Annotated in this window: 13 protein-coding genes and 1 pseudogene; 9 read left to right on the forward strand and 5 right to left on the reverse strand. The window is 72.9% G+C overall.

The features are described 5' to 3' along the window. The first annotated feature begins 91 nt into the window (after window positions 1–91). Window positions 92–1,468, forward strand: a complete 1,377-nt coding sequence (locus ABNF97_RS17205; protein ID WP_502930501.1) for a M16 family metallopeptidase — start codon at window positions 92–94, stop codon at window positions 1,466–1,468. A gap of 113 nt (window positions 1,469–1,581) precedes the next feature. Beyond that, entirely contained in the window at window positions 1,582–2,373 is a 792-nt protein-coding gene (dapB, locus tag ABNF97_RS17210; RefSeq protein ID WP_502930502.1) for a 4-hydroxy-tetrahydrodipicolinate reductase, read from the forward strand. A 62-nt stretch (window positions 2,374–2,435) separates the two neighbouring features. Here dapB and ABNF97_RS17215 read toward each other — a convergent pair whose 3' ends face one another. Beyond that, window positions 2,436–3,011: a GNAT family N-acetyltransferase gene (locus tag ABNF97_RS17215; protein WP_349339124.1), complete on the reverse strand. Its 576-nt coding sequence runs from the start codon at window positions 3,009–3,011 to the stop codon at window positions 2,436–2,438. A 35-nt stretch (window positions 3,012–3,046) separates the two neighbouring features. Between ABNF97_RS17215 and ABNF97_RS17220 the strand changes: the two genes are divergently transcribed. Continuing rightward, window positions 3,047–4,351 carry a glycosyltransferase 87 family protein gene (locus tag ABNF97_RS17220; protein WP_349339125.1) on the forward strand — a complete coding sequence of 435 codons (1,305 nt, stop codon included), beginning with the start codon at window positions 3,047–3,049 and terminating at the stop codon, window positions 4,349–4,351. A 9-nt stretch (window positions 4,352–4,360) separates the two neighbouring features. Here the strand turns inward: ABNF97_RS17220 and ABNF97_RS17225 are convergent. After that, window positions 4,361–4,801, reverse strand: a pseudogene (locus tag ABNF97_RS17225) (GNAT family N-acetyltransferase); the annotation flags it as partial. An 80-nt stretch (window positions 4,802–4,881) separates the two neighbouring features. On the opposite strand from ABNF97_RS17225, the gene ABNF97_RS17230 reads away from it, so the two are divergent. Together ABNF97_RS17230 and ABNF97_RS17235 are read left to right on the forward strand one after the other, a co-directional pair. After that, window positions 4,882–6,111 carry a winged helix-turn-helix domain-containing protein gene (locus ABNF97_RS17230; protein WP_349339126.1) on the forward strand — a complete coding sequence of 410 codons (1,230 nt, stop codon included), beginning with the start codon at window positions 4,882–4,884 and terminating at the stop codon, window positions 6,109–6,111. Window positions 6,112–6,218: 107 nt separating this feature from the next. Continuing rightward, window positions 6,219–6,785 carry a DUF2752 domain-containing protein gene (locus ABNF97_RS17235; protein WP_130464231.1) on the forward strand — a complete coding sequence of 189 codons (567 nt, stop codon included), beginning with the start codon at window positions 6,219–6,221 and terminating at the stop codon, window positions 6,783–6,785. A gap of 82 nt (window positions 6,786–6,867) precedes the next feature. On the opposite strand, the gene ABNF97_RS17240 is transcribed toward ABNF97_RS17235, so the two are convergent. The 3 genes from ABNF97_RS17240 to ABNF97_RS17250 all read right to left on the reverse strand — a co-directional run bounded on the left by ABNF97_RS17240 (window position 6,868) and on the right by ABNF97_RS17250 (window position 12,238). Then, a complete protein-coding gene (locus ABNF97_RS17240) occupies window positions 6,868–7,248 on the reverse strand; it encodes a DUF8817 family protein (RefSeq protein WP_130464230.1) in 381 nt (126 codons plus the stop codon). A 96-nt stretch (window positions 7,249–7,344) separates the two neighbouring features. Continuing rightward, the gene (locus ABNF97_RS17245) at window positions 7,345–10,806 is read right to left on the reverse strand and encodes a S8 family serine peptidase (RefSeq protein WP_349339127.1); all 3,462 of its coding nucleotides are present in this window, start codon (window positions 10,804–10,806) and stop codon (window positions 7,345–7,347) included. A gap of 286 nt (window positions 10,807–11,092) precedes the next feature. Then, window positions 11,093–12,238, reverse strand: a complete 1,146-nt coding sequence (locus ABNF97_RS17250) for a helix-turn-helix domain-containing protein (protein WP_349339128.1) — start codon at window positions 12,236–12,238, stop codon at window positions 11,093–11,095. 689 nt (window positions 12,239–12,927) lie between these two features. Here ABNF97_RS17250 and thyX point away from each other — a divergent pair. The 4 genes from thyX to ABNF97_RS17270 all read left to right on the forward strand — a co-directional run bounded on the left by thyX (window position 12,928) and on the right by ABNF97_RS17270 (window position 18,207). Further along, window positions 12,928–13,671, forward strand: a complete 744-nt coding sequence (thyX, locus tag ABNF97_RS17255) for an FAD-dependent thymidylate synthase (protein ID WP_130466202.1) — start codon at window positions 12,928–12,930, stop codon at window positions 13,669–13,671. Window positions 13,672–13,717: 46 nt separating this feature from the next. Beyond that, on the forward strand, window positions 13,718–14,641 hold the full coding sequence (gene dapA, locus ABNF97_RS17260; protein ID WP_349339129.1) for a 4-hydroxy-tetrahydrodipicolinate synthase: 924 nt from the start codon (window positions 13,718–13,720) through the stop codon (window positions 14,639–14,641). Window positions 14,642–14,705: 64 nt separating this feature from the next. Then, window positions 14,706–16,394, forward strand: coding sequence for a ribonuclease J (locus ABNF97_RS17265; protein ID WP_349339130.1), 1,689 nt, complete (start codon window positions 14,706–14,708; stop codon window positions 16,392–16,394). Window positions 16,395–16,539: 145 nt separating this feature from the next. After that, window positions 16,540–18,207: an alpha-lytic protease prodomain-containing protein gene (locus tag ABNF97_RS17270; RefSeq protein WP_349339131.1), complete on the forward strand. Its 1,668-nt coding sequence runs from the start codon at window positions 16,540–16,542 to the stop codon at window positions 18,205–18,207. The last annotated feature ends 82 nt before the right edge of the window (window positions 18,208–18,289 follow it).

Consider the following 18,289-nt stretch of genomic DNA (forward strand, 5'->3'; position numbering starts at 1 on the left):
CATCGCACCGAACCGGTGTACGGGTGCCGTGCCGCACTGTCCGGCTGCGGCGTCCGCCGCGCCGTCGACGTACAGGTAGGAGCCAGGTCCTTTGAGTCGGGCGAAGCGAGTGTCGGGTGCGGATGGCGTCGGCGGTGTTGCCGCTGCGGCGGCCCGGGCGGTGACCCGGGTGGTGGACAGCGACCCGCTCGGCGGCACCGTACGCCGCACCGTGCTCCCCAGCGGCCTGCGGGTCCTCACCGAGGCGATCCCCGCGATGCGGAGCGTCTCGTTCGGCATCTGGGTGGCGGTCGGGTCCCGGGACGAGACGGGGCCGCAGTCCGGTGTCTCGCACTTCCTGGAGCATCTGCTCTTCAAGGGCACCCGTCGGCGCAGCGCGCTGGACATCTCGGCGGCGATCGAGGCGGTGGGCGGCGAGACGAACGCCTTCACCACCAAGGAGTACACCTGCTACTACGCGCGGGTGCTCGACCAGGACCTGCCGCTGGCCATCGACGTGATGTGCGACCTGGTCGCCGACTCGGTGCTGGCCGCCGCCGACGTGGAGACCGAGCGCGGGGTGATCCTCGAAGAGATCGCCATGCACGACGACGAACCCGGCGACGAGGTGCACGACCTGCTGGCCAGGGCGGTCTACGGCGACCATCCGCTCGGCCGGCTGATCTCCGGCACCGAGGAGACGATCTCGCCGATGTCCCGCCGGCAGATCCAGAGCTTCTACCGGCGTCGCTACACCGCGCCGTCGATCGTGATCGCCGCCGCCGGCAACCTCGACCACGGCGAGGTGGTCAAGCTGGTCCGGCAGGCGCTGGAGGGGACGGCACTGGACGGCGAACCAGCCGCGCCGGCACCGCTGCGCCCGGCCGACACCGGGGTACGCACCAGCCGGCCGGGCAGCATCGTCGAGCAGAAGGAGACCGAGCAGGCGCACGTCGTACTCGGCTGTCCCGGCATCGGCCGGCTCGACGACCGGCGGTTCGCGCTCGGGGTACTCAACAACGTGCTGGGTGGCGGCATGTCCAGCCGGCTCTTCCAGGAGATCCGCGAGCGGCGTGGCCTGGCCTACTCGGTCTACTCCTACTCCAGCCAGTACGCCGACACCGGCCTCTTCGCGGTCTACGCCGGCTGCGCCCCTGGCAAGGTCGACGAGGTTCTGGAGCTGGTCCGCGCCGAGCTGGCCGAGGTCGCCGCGCACGGCGTCACCGAGGCCGAGCTGGCCCGGGGCAAGGGCATGGCGAAGGGCTCCTACGTGCTCAACCTGGAGGACACCGGTTCCCGGATGAGTCGGCTGGCAAAGGGCGAGCTGCTCTTCGGTGACCTGCTGCCGGTCGACGCGCTGCTGGACCGGGTCGACGCGGTCAGCGCGGACGAGGTGAACGCCCTCGCTGCCGACCTGCTGGCCCAGCCGATGTCGCTGGCCGTGGTCGGCCCGTTCGGCAGCGACGACTTCTCGATCGATCCGCGGTAGGACGATCGGCTGGCGGTGGACCCGCCGCCGTGCCGCCGCCGCACCGCGACCTCCAGCCTGGTCGGCCGCGGAGCACCCTGACCCGGAGATGTGCGGGATGGCCATGGGATAGGTTGTGGCCCGTGAGTGACGAGCGTGAACCCGGGAAGAACGCGCAGACCGAGCCGCTGCGGGTCGGCGTCTTGGGCGGCCGCGGCCGGATGGGTGTGCAGGTCTGCCGGGCGGTGGACGCCGCCGGGGATCTCGAACTCGTGGCGACGGTCGACGAGGACGACCGACTCTCCACCCTCTCCGACGCGGGAGCTCAGGTGGTGGTCGACTTCACCAACCCTCGGGTGGTGATGGACAACCTGCGGTGGTGCGTCGAGCAGGGCATCCACGCCGTCGTCGGCACCAGCGGCTTCACCGGGCAGCGGCTCGACCAGGTGCGCGGCTGGTTGTCCGACAGGCCCGGGGTGGGCGTGGTGATCGCGCCGAACTTCGGCATCGGGGCGGTGCTGATGATGCAGTTCGCGGCCCGGGCGGCCCGCTACTTCGAGTCGGTGGAGATCGTCGAGCAGCACCATCCGAAGAAGCTCGACGCGCCCAGCGGGACCGCCACGCACACCGCACGGCTGGTCGCGCAGGCCCGGGCCGAGGCGGGTCTCGGCGCCGTGCCGGACGCCACCACGGACGAGGTGCCGGGTGCGCGCGGGGCCGACGTCGACGGGGTACGCGTACACGCGGTCCGGGCCGTCGGTCTGGTCGCCCACCAGGAGGTGCTGTTCGGCACCGCCGGTGAGACGTTGACCATCCGACACGACTCGTACGACCGGGCGTCGTTCATGCCCGGCGTGCTGCTGGCCGTGCGGGCGGTTCCGCACCGTCCCGGGCTCACCGTCGGCATCGACGCGCTCCTGGTGTGAGGAAGGGCCCCCGCTAATCGTTTTCGGTGGTAGAAGCGCCCCCTCCTGACACCTGTGCCAGCTCAGTCGGTCGGGCCGGCGGCCAGCGAGACGTGCAGCCGCAGCTGCGGCACCAGCAGGTCGTCGACGTCGAGCGCCCGGGCTGCCCCGTCCGGCTCCCAGCCGGCCGCGCCGAGGAACTTCCGGGTCGCGGCATCCCCGTCGAAGGCCCAGGCTACCGCCGTGTCGAAGCCGTCGGTGCGCCACAGGTCGACGCTGGCGGCGAGCAGCCGGCTGCCGTGTCCGCGCCGGCCCCATCTCGGCTCGACCAGCAGGTCGGTCACCGCGACGACGCCCGGGCCGAGCGCCTCGGTCGGTTCCTCCGGTGCGAGCGCCTGCTCGTCGGGGGGGCCGGATGCGGCAAATCCCACCAGATACGATTGTTCGGCCTGCTCGACGGCGACCAGGACACGGTGCCGTTCGGAGGGTGGCGCCTCGACCGCCGCACTCCACCGGCGACCGAGCCACTCCTCGTCCAGGTTGTCGAGCACGTGCTTGGGCAGCATCCTCCGGTAGGCGACCCGCCAGGTCGCGAGTTGGATGCGTGCGATCTCGCCGGCGTCTGACGGACGCGCCGGGCGGACGTACCCGAGAGCCATGAGTGAGAAGCCTACGCAGGGCAGGGAGGGCGGTAATGGCGCAGGGTGCCGGTTGGCGTACCCGGTACCAGGTGCTATTCGTGATCGCGTTGGTGGTGCTGGTCGCCGGTTTCCTCTCCGTGGCGACGGCCCGGCACGGCTTCTTCGATCTCCGGGTCTACTACGGGGCGCTGCACCACTGGGTACGCGCCGACGGCGAGATCTACGACTGGCTCAAGCCGGACAGCAAGTACGGCTTCACCTATCCGCCGTTCGCGGCGCTGGTGATGCTGCCGCTGGCGTACCTGAACTGGCCGGCGGCGATGGTGATCAGCGTCGCGCTGACCGTGCTGGCCAGCGCGCTGCTGATCTGGTGGCTGGTCGACCCGATCGTCCGGCGGACGGGCTGGACCCGGTGGTTCACCCTGGCCGTCGCGTTCTGCCTGGCGGCGGCTTTCGAGCCGATGCGCGAGACGGTCAACTTCGGCCAGGTGAACATGCTGCTGCTGTTCCTGGTCGGCGCCGACCTGCTCTGGCTGGTCGCCCCGGTGACCCCGTTCGGGCGGCGGCTGCCGCAGCGCTACCGCCGCTTCGCCGGGGTCGGGGTCGGGCTGGCCACCGCGATCAAGCTGACCCCGGGCATCTTCATCGTCTACCTGCTGGTCACCGGCCGCTGGCGGGCGGCGCTGGTGGCCAGCGGCACCGCGACCGCGGTCACCCTGCTCGCCGCCGGGGTGGCCCCGGACGCGTCCCGGGAGTTCTGGACCACCGCGCTGTGGGACACCGACCGGGTCGGTTCGCTGTCGTTCATCTCGAACCAGTCGTGGCAGGGTGTGGTCGCCCGGCTCGACCCGGACCATCCGAGCACGCTGCTCTGGCTGGTGCTGGTGGCGGCGACGGTGGGTGTCTGGATCTGGCGGGTCCGGGGCTCGGCGGCGGTCGGGGACGAGGCGACCGGGCTGGCGCTGACGGGCGTGGTGCAGAGCCTGGTCAGCCCGGTCACCTGGGTGCACCACCTGGTCTGGCTGATCCCGGCGCTGATCCTGCTGGTCGACAACGCGTACGCCGCCCCGGCCGGCAGCGGGCGGCGGCGCTGGCTGCTGCGGTTCGCGGTCTTCGCGTACCTGGTGCTGATCAGCCGGCTGGTCTGGATCTGGGAGCGTCGCTTCGACGGCCTGCTCGGCTTCCTGGGCAGCAACTTCTACGTCTGGATCAGCGTCGCGCTGCTCTTCGCGCTACCGCTCCGGGGGCCCCGGCAGCTCGCCGAGCCGGGCGGCGTAGCGGAGTTCGACAAGCCCAAGCGGCGGCCGTCCCCCCGACCGCTGCAGTTCGTAGGTCGACCGCTCACCATCCGCGACTAACCCGGCCCGTTCGTAGAACCGGCGGGCCCGCAGGTTGTCGGCGAGTACCCAGAGTCGCAGCTCGGTCCAGCCGACCGCGGTCAGCTCGGCGACGGAGGCGGCGAGCAGTCGCCGGCCGACCCCGGCGCCCCAGTGTCCGGGCCGGACGTGCAGGCCGAGGATCTCGGCGTACCGGTGGTCGAGGCGGTCCGGGTCCTGGTCGGTGCGGTACGGCCCGACGGTGGAGAAACCGAGTACCGTTCCGTCGCCGCCCCGGGCGACCAGGGTCCGGAACGGGTGATCGGGCTCGGCGGTGCCGAGGTCCCGGCGGCGTTGCGCCCAGGCGGCGACGTTCAGCCGGGCCAGCACCTCGGACGGCATGATCTCGGCGTACCCGGCCTGCCAACTCCGGACGTGCACCTCGGCGATGGCCAGGGCGTCGTCGGGGTCTTCGGGGCTGACGGCTACCATCAGGACGGTTTTATCCGGTTTTGCGGGCCAGGTCCAGCTCCTGTGCGACGTGTCGGACCCATCGGTTAGGGTCCCGGACGATGGCCGTACCTGAATCGTTGTCGCTGTCCCAGGCCCGGCGGATCGCGCTGGCCGCCCAGGGCTTCGCCGATCCGACGCCCGGAGCCGTGCCGAACCGGCGGCACCTGCGCCGGGTGCTCGACCGGCTCGGCCTGCTCCAGATGGACTCGGTCAACGTCCTGCAACGCGCGCACTATCTGCCGCTCTACAGCCGGCTCGGGCCCTACCCGGCCGAGCTGCTCGACCGGGCCGCCTACCGCCGTCCCCGGGACCTCTTCGAATACTGGGGGCACGAGGCTTCGCTGATCCGGGTCGACCTGCAACCGGCGCTGCGCTGGCGGATGGCCGCCGCGCACACCGACGCCTGGGGCGGGATGCGCCGGATCGCCGTCGAGCAGCCGGCCCTGGTCGCCCGGGTTCTCGACGAGGTGCGGGCCGGCGGCCCGATGACCGCCGCCGAGATCGAGCACGACGCGCCCCGGGAGACCGGCAACTGGGGCTGGAACTGGTCGGCCGTCAAACGGGCCTGCGAGTTCCTGTTCTGGGCCGGTGAGCTGACCGCCGCCTCCCGGAACAGCTCCTTCGCCCGGGTCTACGACATACCGGAGCGGGTGCTGCCGCCGGAGGTGCTGGCCGCGCCGACCCCCGAGCCGGCCGACGCCCACCGCGGGCTGGTCGGGATCGCCGCCCGGGCGCTCGGGGTGGCGGCCGAGCCGGAGCTGCGGGACTACTTCCGGTTGCCGGTCGCGGGCGCCCGGACCGCCGTCGCCGAGCTGGTCGACGCGGGCGAGCTGCTGCCGGTCACGGTGCAGGGCTGGCGGCTCCCCGCCTACCTGCACCGGGAGGCCCGGCTGCCCCGGTGGATCCGGGCCAGCACCCTGGTCAGCCCCTTCGACCCGCTGATCTGGGAACGGTCCCGCACCGAGCGCCTCTTCGGGTTCAGCTACCGGATCGAGATCTACGTCCCGGCACCGCAGCGGGTGCACGGCTACTACGTGCTGCCGTTCCTGCTCGGGGACCGGTTCGTCGCCCGGGTCGACCTGAAGGCCGACCGCAGGGCCGGCACGCTGCTGGTGCCGGCCGCCTGGGCCGAGCCCGGCACCGATCCGGTCGAAACCGCCGGGGTGCTCGCCGCCGAGCTGCACCGACTGGCCGGCTGGCTCGGCCTCGGCGCGGTGGCGGCCCCCGCCGGGGGAGATCTCGCCGGGCCGCTCGGCGCCGCCCTCGCCGGCATGCTCGCGGTACGGTGAGACGAGCCGGCCGGCGACCGCCGGGCCGGCCGGGCGAGGTGTCGCAGCCGTGGCGAGCGATGCCGACGCCGTGCCGGACGAGATGCGCGACGACGGGTGGGGCGGGAATGACGAGCGTTGACGAGAACCGGTCCGGCGGCTCCGGCCCGAACCCGGCCGACGCCCCGACCGGCTACCCGGACTACTCGGGCTATCCGGGCTATCCGCCGCCGTACCCGGCTCCCGAGCCCGATCGGCTGACCCGGTTCGTCACCCGCATCCAGGCGCGGGCGCCGCGCTGGCTCGCCCCGGTGGCGGCGCTCGGCTGTCTGGCCAGCGCCGCCGGGTACACGCTGCTCGTCGACCCGACCCGCAGCGCGCCCGACGCGGCGCCGTCCTGCATCCTCAAGCTGACCACCGGGCTGGACTGCCCGGGCTGCGGCGGCACCCGCGCCTTCTGGTACCTCCTGCACGGCGACCTGCCGGCGGCGGCCCGGCACCACCTGCTCTTCGTCTTCGCCGTGCCGGTCCTGCTCTACCTCTACGTCGCCTGGGCCGGGCGGCAAATCTTCGGCTGGCGACTGCCGCAGCTGGAGATCACCCCAAAGGCGATCGGCATCTTCCTCGCCGCCTGGGGAGTCTTCTCGGTGCTACGCAACCTGCCGTGGGCCCCCTTCGACATGTTCTACGTCTGAGCGCGGCCCGACCCGCCGCCTGCGGCCTGCCCGGCGCTTGCGGCCGGGCCCGGCGCTTGCGGTCGGGCCGGGTCCGGGCCGGCTATGTCTGCGGGTCCCGGTGTGACGAGCCGACCCGGTGCAGCGTGCCGTCCGGGTCGACGAAGGCGAACTCCCGCAGGCCGTAGGGGGTCTCCCGGACCTCGCCCAGCCGCCCTTCGACCCCCGACTCGGCCCAGCTCGCCCGCAGCGCGTCGGCGTCGGAGACGTAGAGGTAGACGGCCGACGCCGTCCGGGCGGGGTCGTGCTCGGCCCACTCCGTGAGGTGCAGGGAGACGGGCCCGCGCTCGACGAAGCCGTACCGCTCACCGCCGTCGTACGCCCGCACGGCGAAGCCGAGCCGTCGGTAGCGGTCGAGCGCGCTGTCCAGGTCGCGTACCGGCACCACCGGGGCGACCCGGTCGAAGCTGACCTCCTCGGCCATCCGATCCTCCACGTCGTCGACTCGGTATCCGTGGTGTGCTCCGCTGTCGGGTGCGACGTCTCGGACCGTACCGCGCCCGGCTGACACGTACGCCGGTCAGCCGATCTTGTACGCCCGGATGACCGACTGCGTCACCGTGTTCCCGGCGGTGTCGGTGGCGCTGGCCCGCAGCGAGACGTACCCCGGCTCGGCCGGATGCCGCAGCACCGCCTGCCCGGCGGTCACCTCCGCCGGAGTCCAACTGCCTCCGTCGTCGTACGAGACCTCCACGCTCAGGGTCTCGTTGGCGCCGGCTCCCGACTCGGGCTGGGCCGTCACCGCCACCGGTACGGTGCCGGTCTGCCCGGCGGGGGTGCTGTTGTCGCTGTCCACCCGGGGCGAGAACCGGACCGTGGAGACCGGCAGCCGGGCCGGCACATCCCCGTCGACGTGCCCGGAGCGGAAGGTCCAGGTCACGCTGACCCGGGTGGAGAGCGTCGCCGGCCCACCCCGTTCCGCCGTCATCGTCAGCCGGTAGTCGCCGGTCTCCGGCGGAAGTTCGATCGTCGCGTTCACCCCGTCGAGATCGGCCAGCACCCTGCCGTCGCGTTCCAGCGTGATCCGACCGGTGGCGATCGACGAGAAGCCGGCCCGGCCGACGCCGTCGCCGTAGAGCGGGGCCTGGACGGTGAGGGTGTCACCGAGCCGGGTCACCCACTGGTGCTCGTACGGCGGTGCCGCCACCGTCGGCCCGAACACCCCCCGGCTCCACTGCTCCTGGTACGACTGCCCGACCCGGTACGTCATCGGCGGCGCCACCAGGCTGGTCAGGTACGCCTGCTCCGCCCCGGAACCGGTCGTCTCGTCGATGGACCGGAACCACTGCGCCCGGCCGTCGGTGTTGTAGTACTCGATCCGGGTCGACGGCAGCGGGAACGTCATCGCGTGCGCGAATCCGCCCATCACCGACTCCGGCAGCACCGCCCAGGCCAGTTTCCGGCCGCTGCTGCCAGAGGACTCGTGGCCGTGGTCGGCCCGGACCGTGGCCAGGTCGGCGGCGGTCACCTGCCGGGTGAATCCGCTGCCCATCCGCCCCTCGTCGAGCCAGCACAGCAGGTAGGCGTACGAGTGGTCGGCCGGGTCGGCCGGGGCGAAGGTGGCGGTGGTCCGGGAGACGAAGCCGGCGGTCGCCCGGTCGGGACCGACCCGGCCGGTACGCAGCCGTTCGAAGGTGCTGCCGAGGGTGCCTACCTCGACGGTGCGCCCGGCGGCCAGCACACTGGTAGCCAGTTCGGCGAAGACCTGCCGGGCTCCGCTGTTCGGCACGGTCACCGAGATCGGCCGACCGAGCCGGGCGTCGAGCACGACGTTCCGGTCGCCGCTGACGTCCAGTTCGGGCTGGGCGAGGACGCTGGTCAGATAGGTGCCGTCCAGCGGGCTGGTGATCGCGGTGAGCGCCGAGTAGCGCCCCTTCGGCACCCGGAGGGTGGCCGTGCCGTCGCCGGTGACCGGCATCGAGATCGATGCGGCTCTGTCCAGCCCGGCCAGCATGGTCAGATAGCCGGTGGTCGGCTCGCCGGCCTGGCCGAGGTGCGAGACCTTGACGTCGTAGCTCTCCACCTCGCGGTCGACCGCCAGCGGGATGGGGACACTTCCGCCGCCGCTCACGGTCGCGGTGAGGTGGCCGGTGAGCTGTCCCAGCGGGCCGCCGTCGCCGGCCGTGTCGGTGGTGACGGTCGCCTCGGCGGTGCCGCCGGCCGGCACGGTGACGCTGGTCGGCGCGACCGCGAACATCCCGGCCGGTACGGCGACGCCGTCCGGTGCGACCGCCCGGACCCCGAGTCGCAACGTCACCGGCGCGGTCCCCGCGTTGTGGTAGCTGACCGTACGTCGGACGGGGGTGTCGTCGTCGTGTGGCCAGGCCTGCCGGCCGAAGCTCAGGCTCGGCGGGTCGGCGGTGACCCGCTGGTCGAGCGCCCCGGCGACGTCCAGCCGGCCGGCGCCCTGGGCGAAGACGCTGAGTTCGGGGTGGGGCCGGGCGGCCGCCATCAGCGCGGCCTTCAGGGTGGCCGCCGACAGTTCCGGCCGCTGTTGGGCCAGGATGGCGGCGGCCCCGGCGACGTGCGGGGCGGCCATCGAGGTGCCGGACATGCTGATCCCGCTCCCCGCGGGCACGTCCGGGCCGGAGTCGATGCTCCGGGCGGCGACGATGTCCAGGCCGGGCGCGGTCAGGTCGGGCTTGATGGCGCCGTCGCCGAGCCGGGGGCCCTGGCTGGAGAAGCCGGCGAGTCCGTCGGACTTGCTGACCGCGCCCACCGCCAGCGCCGCGTCGGCGGTGGCCGGCGAGCCGACCGTACCGGTACCCGGAGTGTTGCCGGCCGCGACCACGAAGAGCGTGTCGTGCGCCTCGGTCAACTGCCCGACGGCCTGCTCTATCGGGTCCACCACCGGACTGTCCATGCCGGTCAGGCTCATGTTGACCACCCGGGCGCCGGACTCGGCCGCCCACTGCATCCCGGCGATGATCGCCGACTCGGCACAGCCGCCGGCCGCGCAGACCTTGCCGTCCAGCAGTCGGGCGCCGGGGGCGACACCCCTGAACCGGGCCGCGCCGGTACCGGCCACTGTGGAGGCGACGTGGGTACCGTGTCCGGCGGTGTCCCGGTCGTCCTCGACGCCGTCGGTGAAGTTGCGCTCCCCGGTCACCTGGCCGGCGAGGTCGGGGTGGGTTGCGTCGATGCCGGTATCCAGCACCGCGACCGTCACCCCGCTGCCGTCGAAGCCGGCGGCCCAGGCGGCCGGGGCGCCGACCTGCGGCACGCTCTCGGCGAGCGCGGGCCGGCGCAGGCCGTCAAGCCAGACGGTGCGAACCGTCGCCACCATGGCGACCCCGCTCGGCTCGGTACCGTTCGGCTCGGTTCCGTTCGGCTCGGTTCCGTTCGGCTCGGTGCCGGCCAGCTCGGTGCCGGCCAGCTCGGTCCAGAAGCGGGGCAGCCCGGCCCGCTCCACCGCGATGGCCTGCCCGGCGACCGAGGGGAGGTCGCGGACCAGTCGCGCGCCGGCCCCGACGAGTGCGCGTTCTCCCTGCACCCGGCCGTCGGCACCGGCATACGTGACCACCAGCGGCAGCTCCGCCCGGCGGTCGTAGCCGAACTCCAGCAGGGCGGTGACGTCGAAGAGCCGCTCGTCCAGCCGCCCGCTGCGGACCAGGGCGAGGGCGTCGGTCGGAATGACGTGCAGCCGGTCGACGACTCTCCGGGTCAGGAACCCGATGCCGGTCCGGCCGGGTCCCGGCTCCACGCTCGCCCTGAGGTCGGCGGTGACGGTGACCCGGTCCCCGGTGACCAGGCTGACCGTCCGGGCACCGGTACCCGCCGACGGGTCCGCCCCCGGCGTGCCGGTCGGGGTGGCCGGCCCGGCCGGCCCGGCGTATCCGGTGAGGCCCGGCGGTCCGGCCGTCGCGGCGGAGCCGGCCGAGGGTGCCGGTACGGCGATCGCGAGCAGTAGGGCGAGACTCGTTACTCCCCGCGTAAGCCTTTTAAGTGGATCCATGGTGTGCCTCCCCTGGATACCGGTCATACCGGCACTCTCCACCTCGACCGAAACACATCGTCGGGGGCACAGCAACATAGACGTCCATAGATTGAGATGGTCGCTGGCCGGCCGGTTGTCCAGGCCGGCCCCGGCGCCGGCTATCTCAGCGGGGTGACCCTCGCGCTCGACGGCGGGCTGACGGCGTGATTCGGATCAGCCCGGCCCGTCTCGGGAGCGCGCTCGCGCTGCTCCGTCCGGTGCAGTCCATGGTCGTACCGGACAGCACCGTGCTGGCCGGGCGGCGGCCGGCGCCCGTACTGGTGGCGGCTGGTCAGCGGTGGTCCTCCGGCATGCCGAGCCGGACGCCCAGCGCGGGCGTCGCGAGCTGCCACAGCACCCCGCCGTCCACTCCGAGTACCGCGCCCAGGTCGCGTAGCTCGACCTCGGTGGGCATCCGCCGGGCGGCGAGGATCTGGGCCACGGCGGTCGCGGGCATTCCGGTCCGGACGGCCAGCTCGGTGACGGTGGTCCGGCCGAGTTCGGCGTACGCGCAGAGGTACTGGGCAAGTGCCCGGTGCAGCAGCGGCGCGGCCGGCTCGATGTGCTGGGAGAGCTGCCCGAGCGAGCCGCGTCGCCGCCGTTCGAGGGCGGCCGACAGTTCGGCGGCACGGTGAGCCGACCCGGTGCCCGGCTCTCCGAGCAGCAGCACCTGCACCGTCAGCCGGGCGCAGTCGGCCCGCAGGTCCGCGATGTCGATCGCGATGTCCCGGCCGGGGCCGCCCGTGCCGGAACCGCGCCGGTACTGCCCGCTCGGCTGGTTGGCCTCCGGCCGGGCGTCCCCGAGCGGCGCGCTGTTCGGGGTACGGCCGCGTCGCGGCGTGCCGTGCCGGCCGGGTGCGGGCCCGTTCGTCCGGCGTACCGTGCCGATCGGCGCCGGACCGGCCGCGGTCCGACCCGGCCAACGTTCGGCGAGCCGGCCAGACCGGACGTTGCTTCCCGGACCCGCGATGCCGACCGGCTCGGCGACATTGTCGGAACCGAGATTGTCGGAACCGAGATTGTCCGGGCGGAGCCTGTCGGAACCGAGGTTGTCCGGGCGGAGCCTGTCGGGGACGGTCCTCGCCGACCTGGCACGGTGTACAGCCCGTCGGGCGGCGGCCCGGTGCAGGGCGGCGGCCTCGGCCCGGACTCCGTCCCGGGACGCGTGCTCCGGCAGGCAGTCGATGATCATTTCCGTCGTGGACCAGGGCGGGCCGTGCCGGTATCGGCCGGAAAGGTGCTCGGAGAGGGTCTGCCGGGTGTAGCCGACCGGCAGGATGCGGCGCGCGGCGGCGGTACGCAGGACTTCCGCCTGTCCGCCCGCCAACCCCGGCCCGGCGACGAGGTGCCGGACGTAGAGCGTGTACGCCGCCGCCTCCGGGGTGGCGCAGCGGGCGCGGATCGTGTCGTCGTCGATGCCGGGGGGTCCGGGGGGCATGTCGGTTCGTCCTTGCCGAGGAGGTGGTCGCGACAGCGGCGCTGGGTGTCGGAACCGCGGGGGTAGGGCGGCGGTGCTCTTTTCCGACAGTCGACGGACCGGCGAGAGTACCTGCGGCTGCTCGCCGGTCCACCCGGCTGGCGGGCGGACCGTGGTCCTCCGTACCACCCGGTCGGCAAGCCCGGGCCGGCGCGGAGGACCACCTCCGAAGATCACTGATCGTGGAAGGTCGATGACAGAATGCCTCATCGCGCCCGACTGTGGGGAACCGGGTTGCTGCTCCTCGGCACCGCCGTGGCGACCGCGACCGCCCGGGCCTGGCTCCGCCGCCGCCATCCGGTGCCCGGCCACCCGGTTCGGTCGGACGATCCGCCGCAGGCCGGCCGATTCCGGCACCGCCCCCGACATCGGCGCCGGTCCGCCATCTCCCGCCCGCGCCGCCAGTAACCCCACGAAGCGCCAACCGGCAGCCGCTGTACGACGCGCAGGAAAGTGCTATTTCCCGGAAGGGGTGGCTACGTCGCGTACAGAGGCCACTACTTCCCCGATATTGCGCGATCATTCCCGGTCTCCGCCCCGGATCGGGTGTGACACCGGGGGGCGGGAGGTGCCGCCGACGGTTAGGTAGACAGGGCAGGGGGTCGTCGGGGGATCGTGCGGGGGCGACTAGAGTCCGAGGAATGCCGGAGATGGTGGTCCCCCAGGTCAAGGTCATCGCGTGGACGCACTTCGAGCCACCCGAGGACGTACCGTGGTCGACCGACGCGGACGGCGGCCAGGCGCTGGCCGAGTTCGCCGGCCGGGCCTGCTACCAGTCGTGGCGCAAGCCCAACCCGGCCACCGCGACCAACGCGGGCTACCTCGCGCACATCCTGGAGAGCCAGCACCTCTCGGTGCTGGAGCACGGCACGGTGACCTTCTACTTCACCGGCGTGTCCCGCGCGTTCACCCACGAGCTGGTCCGGCACCGGCACTTCTCCTACTCCCAGCTCTCCCAGCGCTACGTGCCGGAGCGCGAGGCCGCGATGGTGGAGCCCTCGGTGATCGCCGAGGACGCCGAACTGCACAAGCGGTTCGTGGAGGCGAGCGAGGCGAGCCTGCGGGCCTACAACGATCTGCTGGAGGGGTTGGAGCGGCGCTTCGCCGACGTCGAGAACCCGACGCTGCGCCGCAAGCAGGCCCGGCAGGCTGCCCGGGCGGTGCTGCCGAACGCCACCGAGACCCGGATCGTGGTGACCGGCAACTACCGCGCCTGGCGGCATTTCGTGGCGATGCGGGCCACCGAGGGCGCCGACGTCGAGATCCGTGAGCTGGCCGTCGAGTGTCTCCGGCAGCTCCAGCGCGTCGCGCCGAACGTCTTCGGCGATTTCACCATCAGCGCCCTGCCGGACGGTACCGAGATCGCCTCCAGCCCGTACGCCCAGTTGTCCTGAACCCTTCCCCGCCGGCCGGGCGGCGGCAGTCCGATAGGTTGTTCGCATGACCCACCACCACCCTGCCAACGCCGACCGGGCGGCGCCCCGCCCGTTCGGGCGCCTGCTCACCGCGATGGTGACCCCGTTCACCCCGGACGGTTCGCTGGATCTCGACGGCGCCGCCCGCCTCGCCGGCTACCTGGTGGACGAGCAGGGCAACGACGCGCTGGTCGTGAACGGGACCACCGGCGAGTCGCCGACCACCACGGACGCGGAGAAGGAGCTGCTGATCCGCACGGTGGTCGAGGCGGTGGGCGACCGCGCCCAGGTGGTCGCCGGGGTGGGCACCAACGACACCCGGCACACCATCGAGCTGACCGGTGCCGCCGAGAAGGCCGGGGCACACGGGCTGCTGGTGGTCACGCCGTACTACAACAAGCCGCCGCAGGCCGGGCTGGTCCGGCACTTCACCGAGGTGGCCGACGCCACCGCGCTGCCGGTGATGCTCTACGACATCCCGCACCGCAGCGGCGTGCCGATCGCCACCGAGACCCTGCTGCGACTCGCCGACCACCAGCGGATCGTCGCGGTGAAGGACGCCAAGAGCGACCTGGTCGCCAGCTCGGTGGTGACCGCCCGGACCGGGCTGGCCTTCTACTCCGGCGAGGACGCGTTGGCGCTGCCCGCGCTGGCGGTCGGCGGGGTCGGCCTGGTCGGCACCTCGACGCACCTGACCGGGGCGCCCACCAAGCAGATGATCGAGGCGTACGACCGGGGGGACATCGCCGAGGCGCTGGCCCTGCATCGGCGGCTGCTGCCGCTGTTCACCGGGATCTTCCGCACCCAGGGCGCCATCCTGGTCAAGGCGGCACTGGCCGCGCAGGGCCTGCCCGCCGGGCCGGTACGTCCACCGCTGGTCGAGGTCACCTCCGACGAGATGGCCCAGTTGCGGGCGGACTGCGCGGCCGCCGGGCTGGAGCTGCCATGACGGGAGTCGGGAACACCGGTGGGAAGCGGGTTCGGGGCGACGGACGGGGATGCGGAGTGCGGGCATGAGCCAGCCGGGAATTGAGCTGGAGCTGCCGCCGGAGTTGCCCGAGGGCGGGCTCCGGATCGTGCCGCTGGGCGGCCTCGGCGCCATCGGGCGGAATATGACCGTCTTCGAGTACGGCGGCAAGCTGCTGATCGTCGACTGCGGCGTACTCTTCCCCGACGTCGAGCAGCCCGGCGTCGATCTGATCCTGCCGGACTTCGCGCCGATCCTGGACCGGCTCGCCGACGTACAGGCGATCGTGCTCACGCACGGGCACGAGGACCACATCGGGGCGGTGCCGTACCTACTCGCCCACAAACCGGATATTCCCCTGGTCGGCTCGCAGTTCACCCTCGCCCTGGTCGAGGCGAAGCTGGCCGAACGGCGGATCGAGCCGTACACCCTGACGGTCCGGGAGGGTGGCCGGGAGCGGCTCGGCCCGTTCGAGTGCGAGTTCTTCGCGGTCAACCACTCGATCCCGGACGCGCTCGCGGTGGCCGTCCGGACCCCGGCCGGGCTTGTCCTGCACACCGGCGACTTCAAGATGGACCAGCTTCCGCTGGACGGCCGGATCACCGACCTGGCCGGCTTCGCCCGGCTCGGGGCGGAAGGCGTCGACCTGCTCCTCTCGGACTCGACCAACGCCGAGATCCCCGGCTTCGTCTCGTCGGAGCGGGAGATCGGGCCGGTGCTCGACTCGATCTTCGCCAAGGCGCGCGGCCGGATCATCGTCGCGTCGTTCGCCTCGCACGTGCACCGGGTGCAGCAGGTGCTGGACTCCGCCGCCGAGTACGGCCGGAAGGTCACCTTCATCGGCCGCTCGATGGTCCGCAACATGGGCATCGCCCGCGATCTCGGGCTGCTGCGCATCGAGCCGGGCCTGGTGGTCGGGCTGGACGAGGCGACCACGCTGCCGCCGGACCAGATCGTGCTGATGTCCACCGGTTCGCAGGGCGAGCCGATGAGCGCGCTGGGCCGGATGGCCACCGGCGACCACCGGCACATCACGGTCGCCCCCGGCGACACGGTGGTGCTGGCCAGCTCGCTGGTGCCGGGCAACGAGACCTCCGTCTACCGGGTGATCAACCAGCTCTCCCGGGCCGGCGCGACCGTGATCCACAAGGATGTGGCGAAGGTGCACGTCTCCGGGCACGCCCCGGCCGGCGAGCTGCTCTACCTGCTCAACGTGGTCCGGCCGAGCAACCTGATGCCGATACACGGCGAGTGGCGGCACCTGCGCGCGCACGCCCGGCTCGGCATCGAGTCCGGGGTCGCCGCCGACCGGGTGGTGCTCTGCGAGGACGGCGACGTCGTGGACCTGGTCGAGGGGCATGCCCGGGTGGTCGGCCACATCAAGAGCAGGTACGTCTACGTCGACGGCCTCGCCGTCGGTGACGTCGGCGAGTCGCTCCTGACCGAGCGGCGCATCCTCGGCGACGGTGGGTTCATCTCGGCGACCGTGGTGGTCGACTCGGTCACCGGCAAGGTGGTCGGCGGTCCCACCGTCTCCGCAAAGGGCTTCTCGGACGACCCGGACGCGTTCAACCCGGTGATCCCGCTGATCACCGAGGCGCTCGGTCGGGCGGCGACCGAGGGGATCACCGATCCGCACCAGTTGCAGCAGATCGTCCGTCGTACCGTCGGCCGCTGGGTGAACGACGCGTACCGGCGGCGTCCGATGATCGTCCCGACCGTGGTCGAGGTTTAGGCGCTGGGGCCCTTCCTTCTACGTATCGGGGGCGTTGTCGGTTCAGCCGATCGGCTGTGAGATTGCCCATCACCGATCCGTTCATCGTCGGCCGTTCGTCGGCCGTACCTTCCCGCGGGCTGCCCGAGGGTGAAGGAGACGGTTGATGGATCGCGGACGCGCGACGCGGAGCCGGCGAGGCACGGTCAGTCGGCGGAGTACGGCACAGCGGCGGGGAATCGCGATCGGGGTGACGGTGGCGACCGTCGCCGGGCTGGCGGCGGTGACCTGGCCGGCGCTGGCCGGTGAGGACCCGCCGCGATCGGAATCGGCGCCCTCCGGCCCGGCCCGGCAACTCGTCGACGCGCTGCGCCGGGACCTGTCCCTGACCGAGCCGCAGGCCCGCGCCCGGCTCGAACGGGAGCAGTGGGCCCGTGCGACGACGCAGCGGCTGCGTACCGAACTCGGGACCGGTTACGGCGGCACCTGGCTCGCCGCCGACGGCAACCGGTTGATGGTGGCGGTGACCGACCAGGCGGCCGCCGCCCGGGTACGCGCCGCCGGGGCCGAACCGAAGCTGGTCACCCGGAACTCCCGGCAACTCGACACGGTCAAGGCGGGCCTGGACCGGATCGCCGACGACGCCACCCCGGACATCGCCGGTTGGTACGTCGACGTGTCGAACAACCGCGTCGTGGTACGCGCCCAGCCCGGTACCGAGGCCGCCGTGCGGCGGTTCGTCCGGGCCAGTGGCGCCCCGGCCGGCGTGGTCGAGGTGGTCGCCTCGGCGGAGGCGCCGGTGCCGCTGATCGACGTACGGGGTGGTGACCCGTACGTGATCGACGACCGGGCCCGCTGCTCGATCGGCTTCTCCGTCGTCGGGGGATTCGTCACCGCCGGCCACTGTGGAGCACCGGGCGCCACCACCAGCAGCCCGGACGGGGTCGCCCAGGGCGTCGTCTCGGCCTCCTCGTTCCCCGGCGACGACTGGGGCGTGGTGGAGACCAACGACGACTGGGTCCCGCAGCCGGTGGTCAACGACTTCGACGGCGGCACGATCCCTGTCGCAGGTGGGCAGGAGGCGCCGGTCGGCAGCTCGATCTGCCGCTTCGGCGCCACCACGGGTGCCCGGTGTGGCACCGTCGAGGCGCTGAACGCCACGGTCGTCTACCCGGAGGGTACGGTCACCGGGCTGACCCGGACCAACGTCTGCGCCGAGCCGGGTGACTCCGGCGGCTCCTGGATCTCCGGCGACCAGGCCCAGGGGGTCACCTCGGGCGGCTCCGGCGACTGCACGGTGGGCGGCACCACCTTCTTCCAGCCGCTGACCGAGATTCTCCAGGTGAATCAGCTCACCCTGGTCACGACCGCGAACGGCCCGGCGGCACCCCCGGCCGACCCGCCGGCCGCGACCGACCCGCCGGCAGCCAGCGAGCCACCCGCGACCGACCCGCCGGCAGCCAGCGAGCCACCCGCGACCGACCCGCCGGCCGCGACCGAGCCGCCGAGCCCGCCGCCGGGTTCCGAGTGCGCCGGGCACAAGGTGCGGAAGGCGGCGACCCTCGGGGCGGGACACCGCCAGGTGCAGCCCGCCGGTCGCTACTTCCGGGCCGGGCATGGTCGGCAGGTCGGCTGCCTGGACGGGCCGGTCGGGGCCAACTTCGACCTGGTACTCCAGCGGTGGAGCCGGGGCGGGTGGCGTACTGTCGCAGTCTCCGCCGGGCCGACCGCGGACGAGTCGATCTCCTACCGCGGCAGTGCCGGCTTCTACCGCTACCGGGTGGAGTCCCGGCGCGGCTCCGGCCCCTACACCCTCGGCTTCTCGGTGCGTTGAGCGGGCAGGCCCGCGCTGATCAGGTCGATCTGCGCCGAACGGGCCGCGCCTGCACTGAACCGGCCGATCCTGCACTGGGCCG

The sequence above is a fragment of the Plantactinospora sp. B6F1 genome, assembly GCF_040120695.1.
In the GTDB taxonomy this organism is placed as follows: domain Bacteria; phylum Actinomycetota; class Actinomycetes; order Mycobacteriales; family Micromonosporaceae; genus Plantactinospora.

Coding starts and splice junctions, on each gene's coding strand:
- ABNF97_RS17215 (WP_349339124.1), bottom strand. CDS start 3,011: ATGGCTCTCGGGTACGTCCGCCCGGCGCGTCCGTCAGACGCCGGCGAG.
- ABNF97_RS17220 (WP_349339125.1), top strand. CDS start 3,047: ATGGCGCAGGGTGCCGGTTGGCGTACCCGGTACCAGGTGCTATTCGTG.
- ABNF97_RS17230 (WP_349339126.1), top strand. CDS start 4,882: ATGGCCGTACCTGAATCGTTGTCGCTGTCCCAGGCCCGGCGGATCGCG.
- ABNF97_RS17235 (WP_130464231.1), top strand. CDS start 6,219: ATGACGAGCGTTGACGAGAACCGGTCCGGCGGCTCCGGCCCGAACCCG.
- ABNF97_RS17240 (WP_130464230.1), bottom strand. CDS start 7,248: ATGGCCGAGGAGGTCAGCTTCGACCGGGTCGCCCCGGTGGTGCCGGTA.
- ABNF97_RS17245 (WP_349339127.1), bottom strand. CDS start 10,806: ATGACCGGTATCCAGGGGAGGCACACCATGGATCCACTTAAAAGGCTT.
- ABNF97_RS17250 (WP_349339128.1), bottom strand. CDS start 12,238: ATGCCCCCCGGACCCCCCGGCATCGACGACGACACGATCCGCGCCCGC.
- thyX (WP_130466202.1), top strand. CDS start 12,928: ATGGTGGTCCCCCAGGTCAAGGTCATCGCGTGGACGCACTTCGAGCCA.
- dapA (WP_349339129.1), top strand. CDS start 13,718: ATGACCCACCACCACCCTGCCAACGCCGACCGGGCGGCGCCCCGCCCG.
- ABNF97_RS17265 (WP_349339130.1), top strand. CDS start 14,706: ATGAGCCAGCCGGGAATTGAGCTGGAGCTGCCGCCGGAGTTGCCCGAG.
- ABNF97_RS17270 (WP_349339131.1), top strand. CDS start 16,540: ATGGATCGCGGACGCGCGACGCGGAGCCGGCGAGGCACGGTCAGTCGG.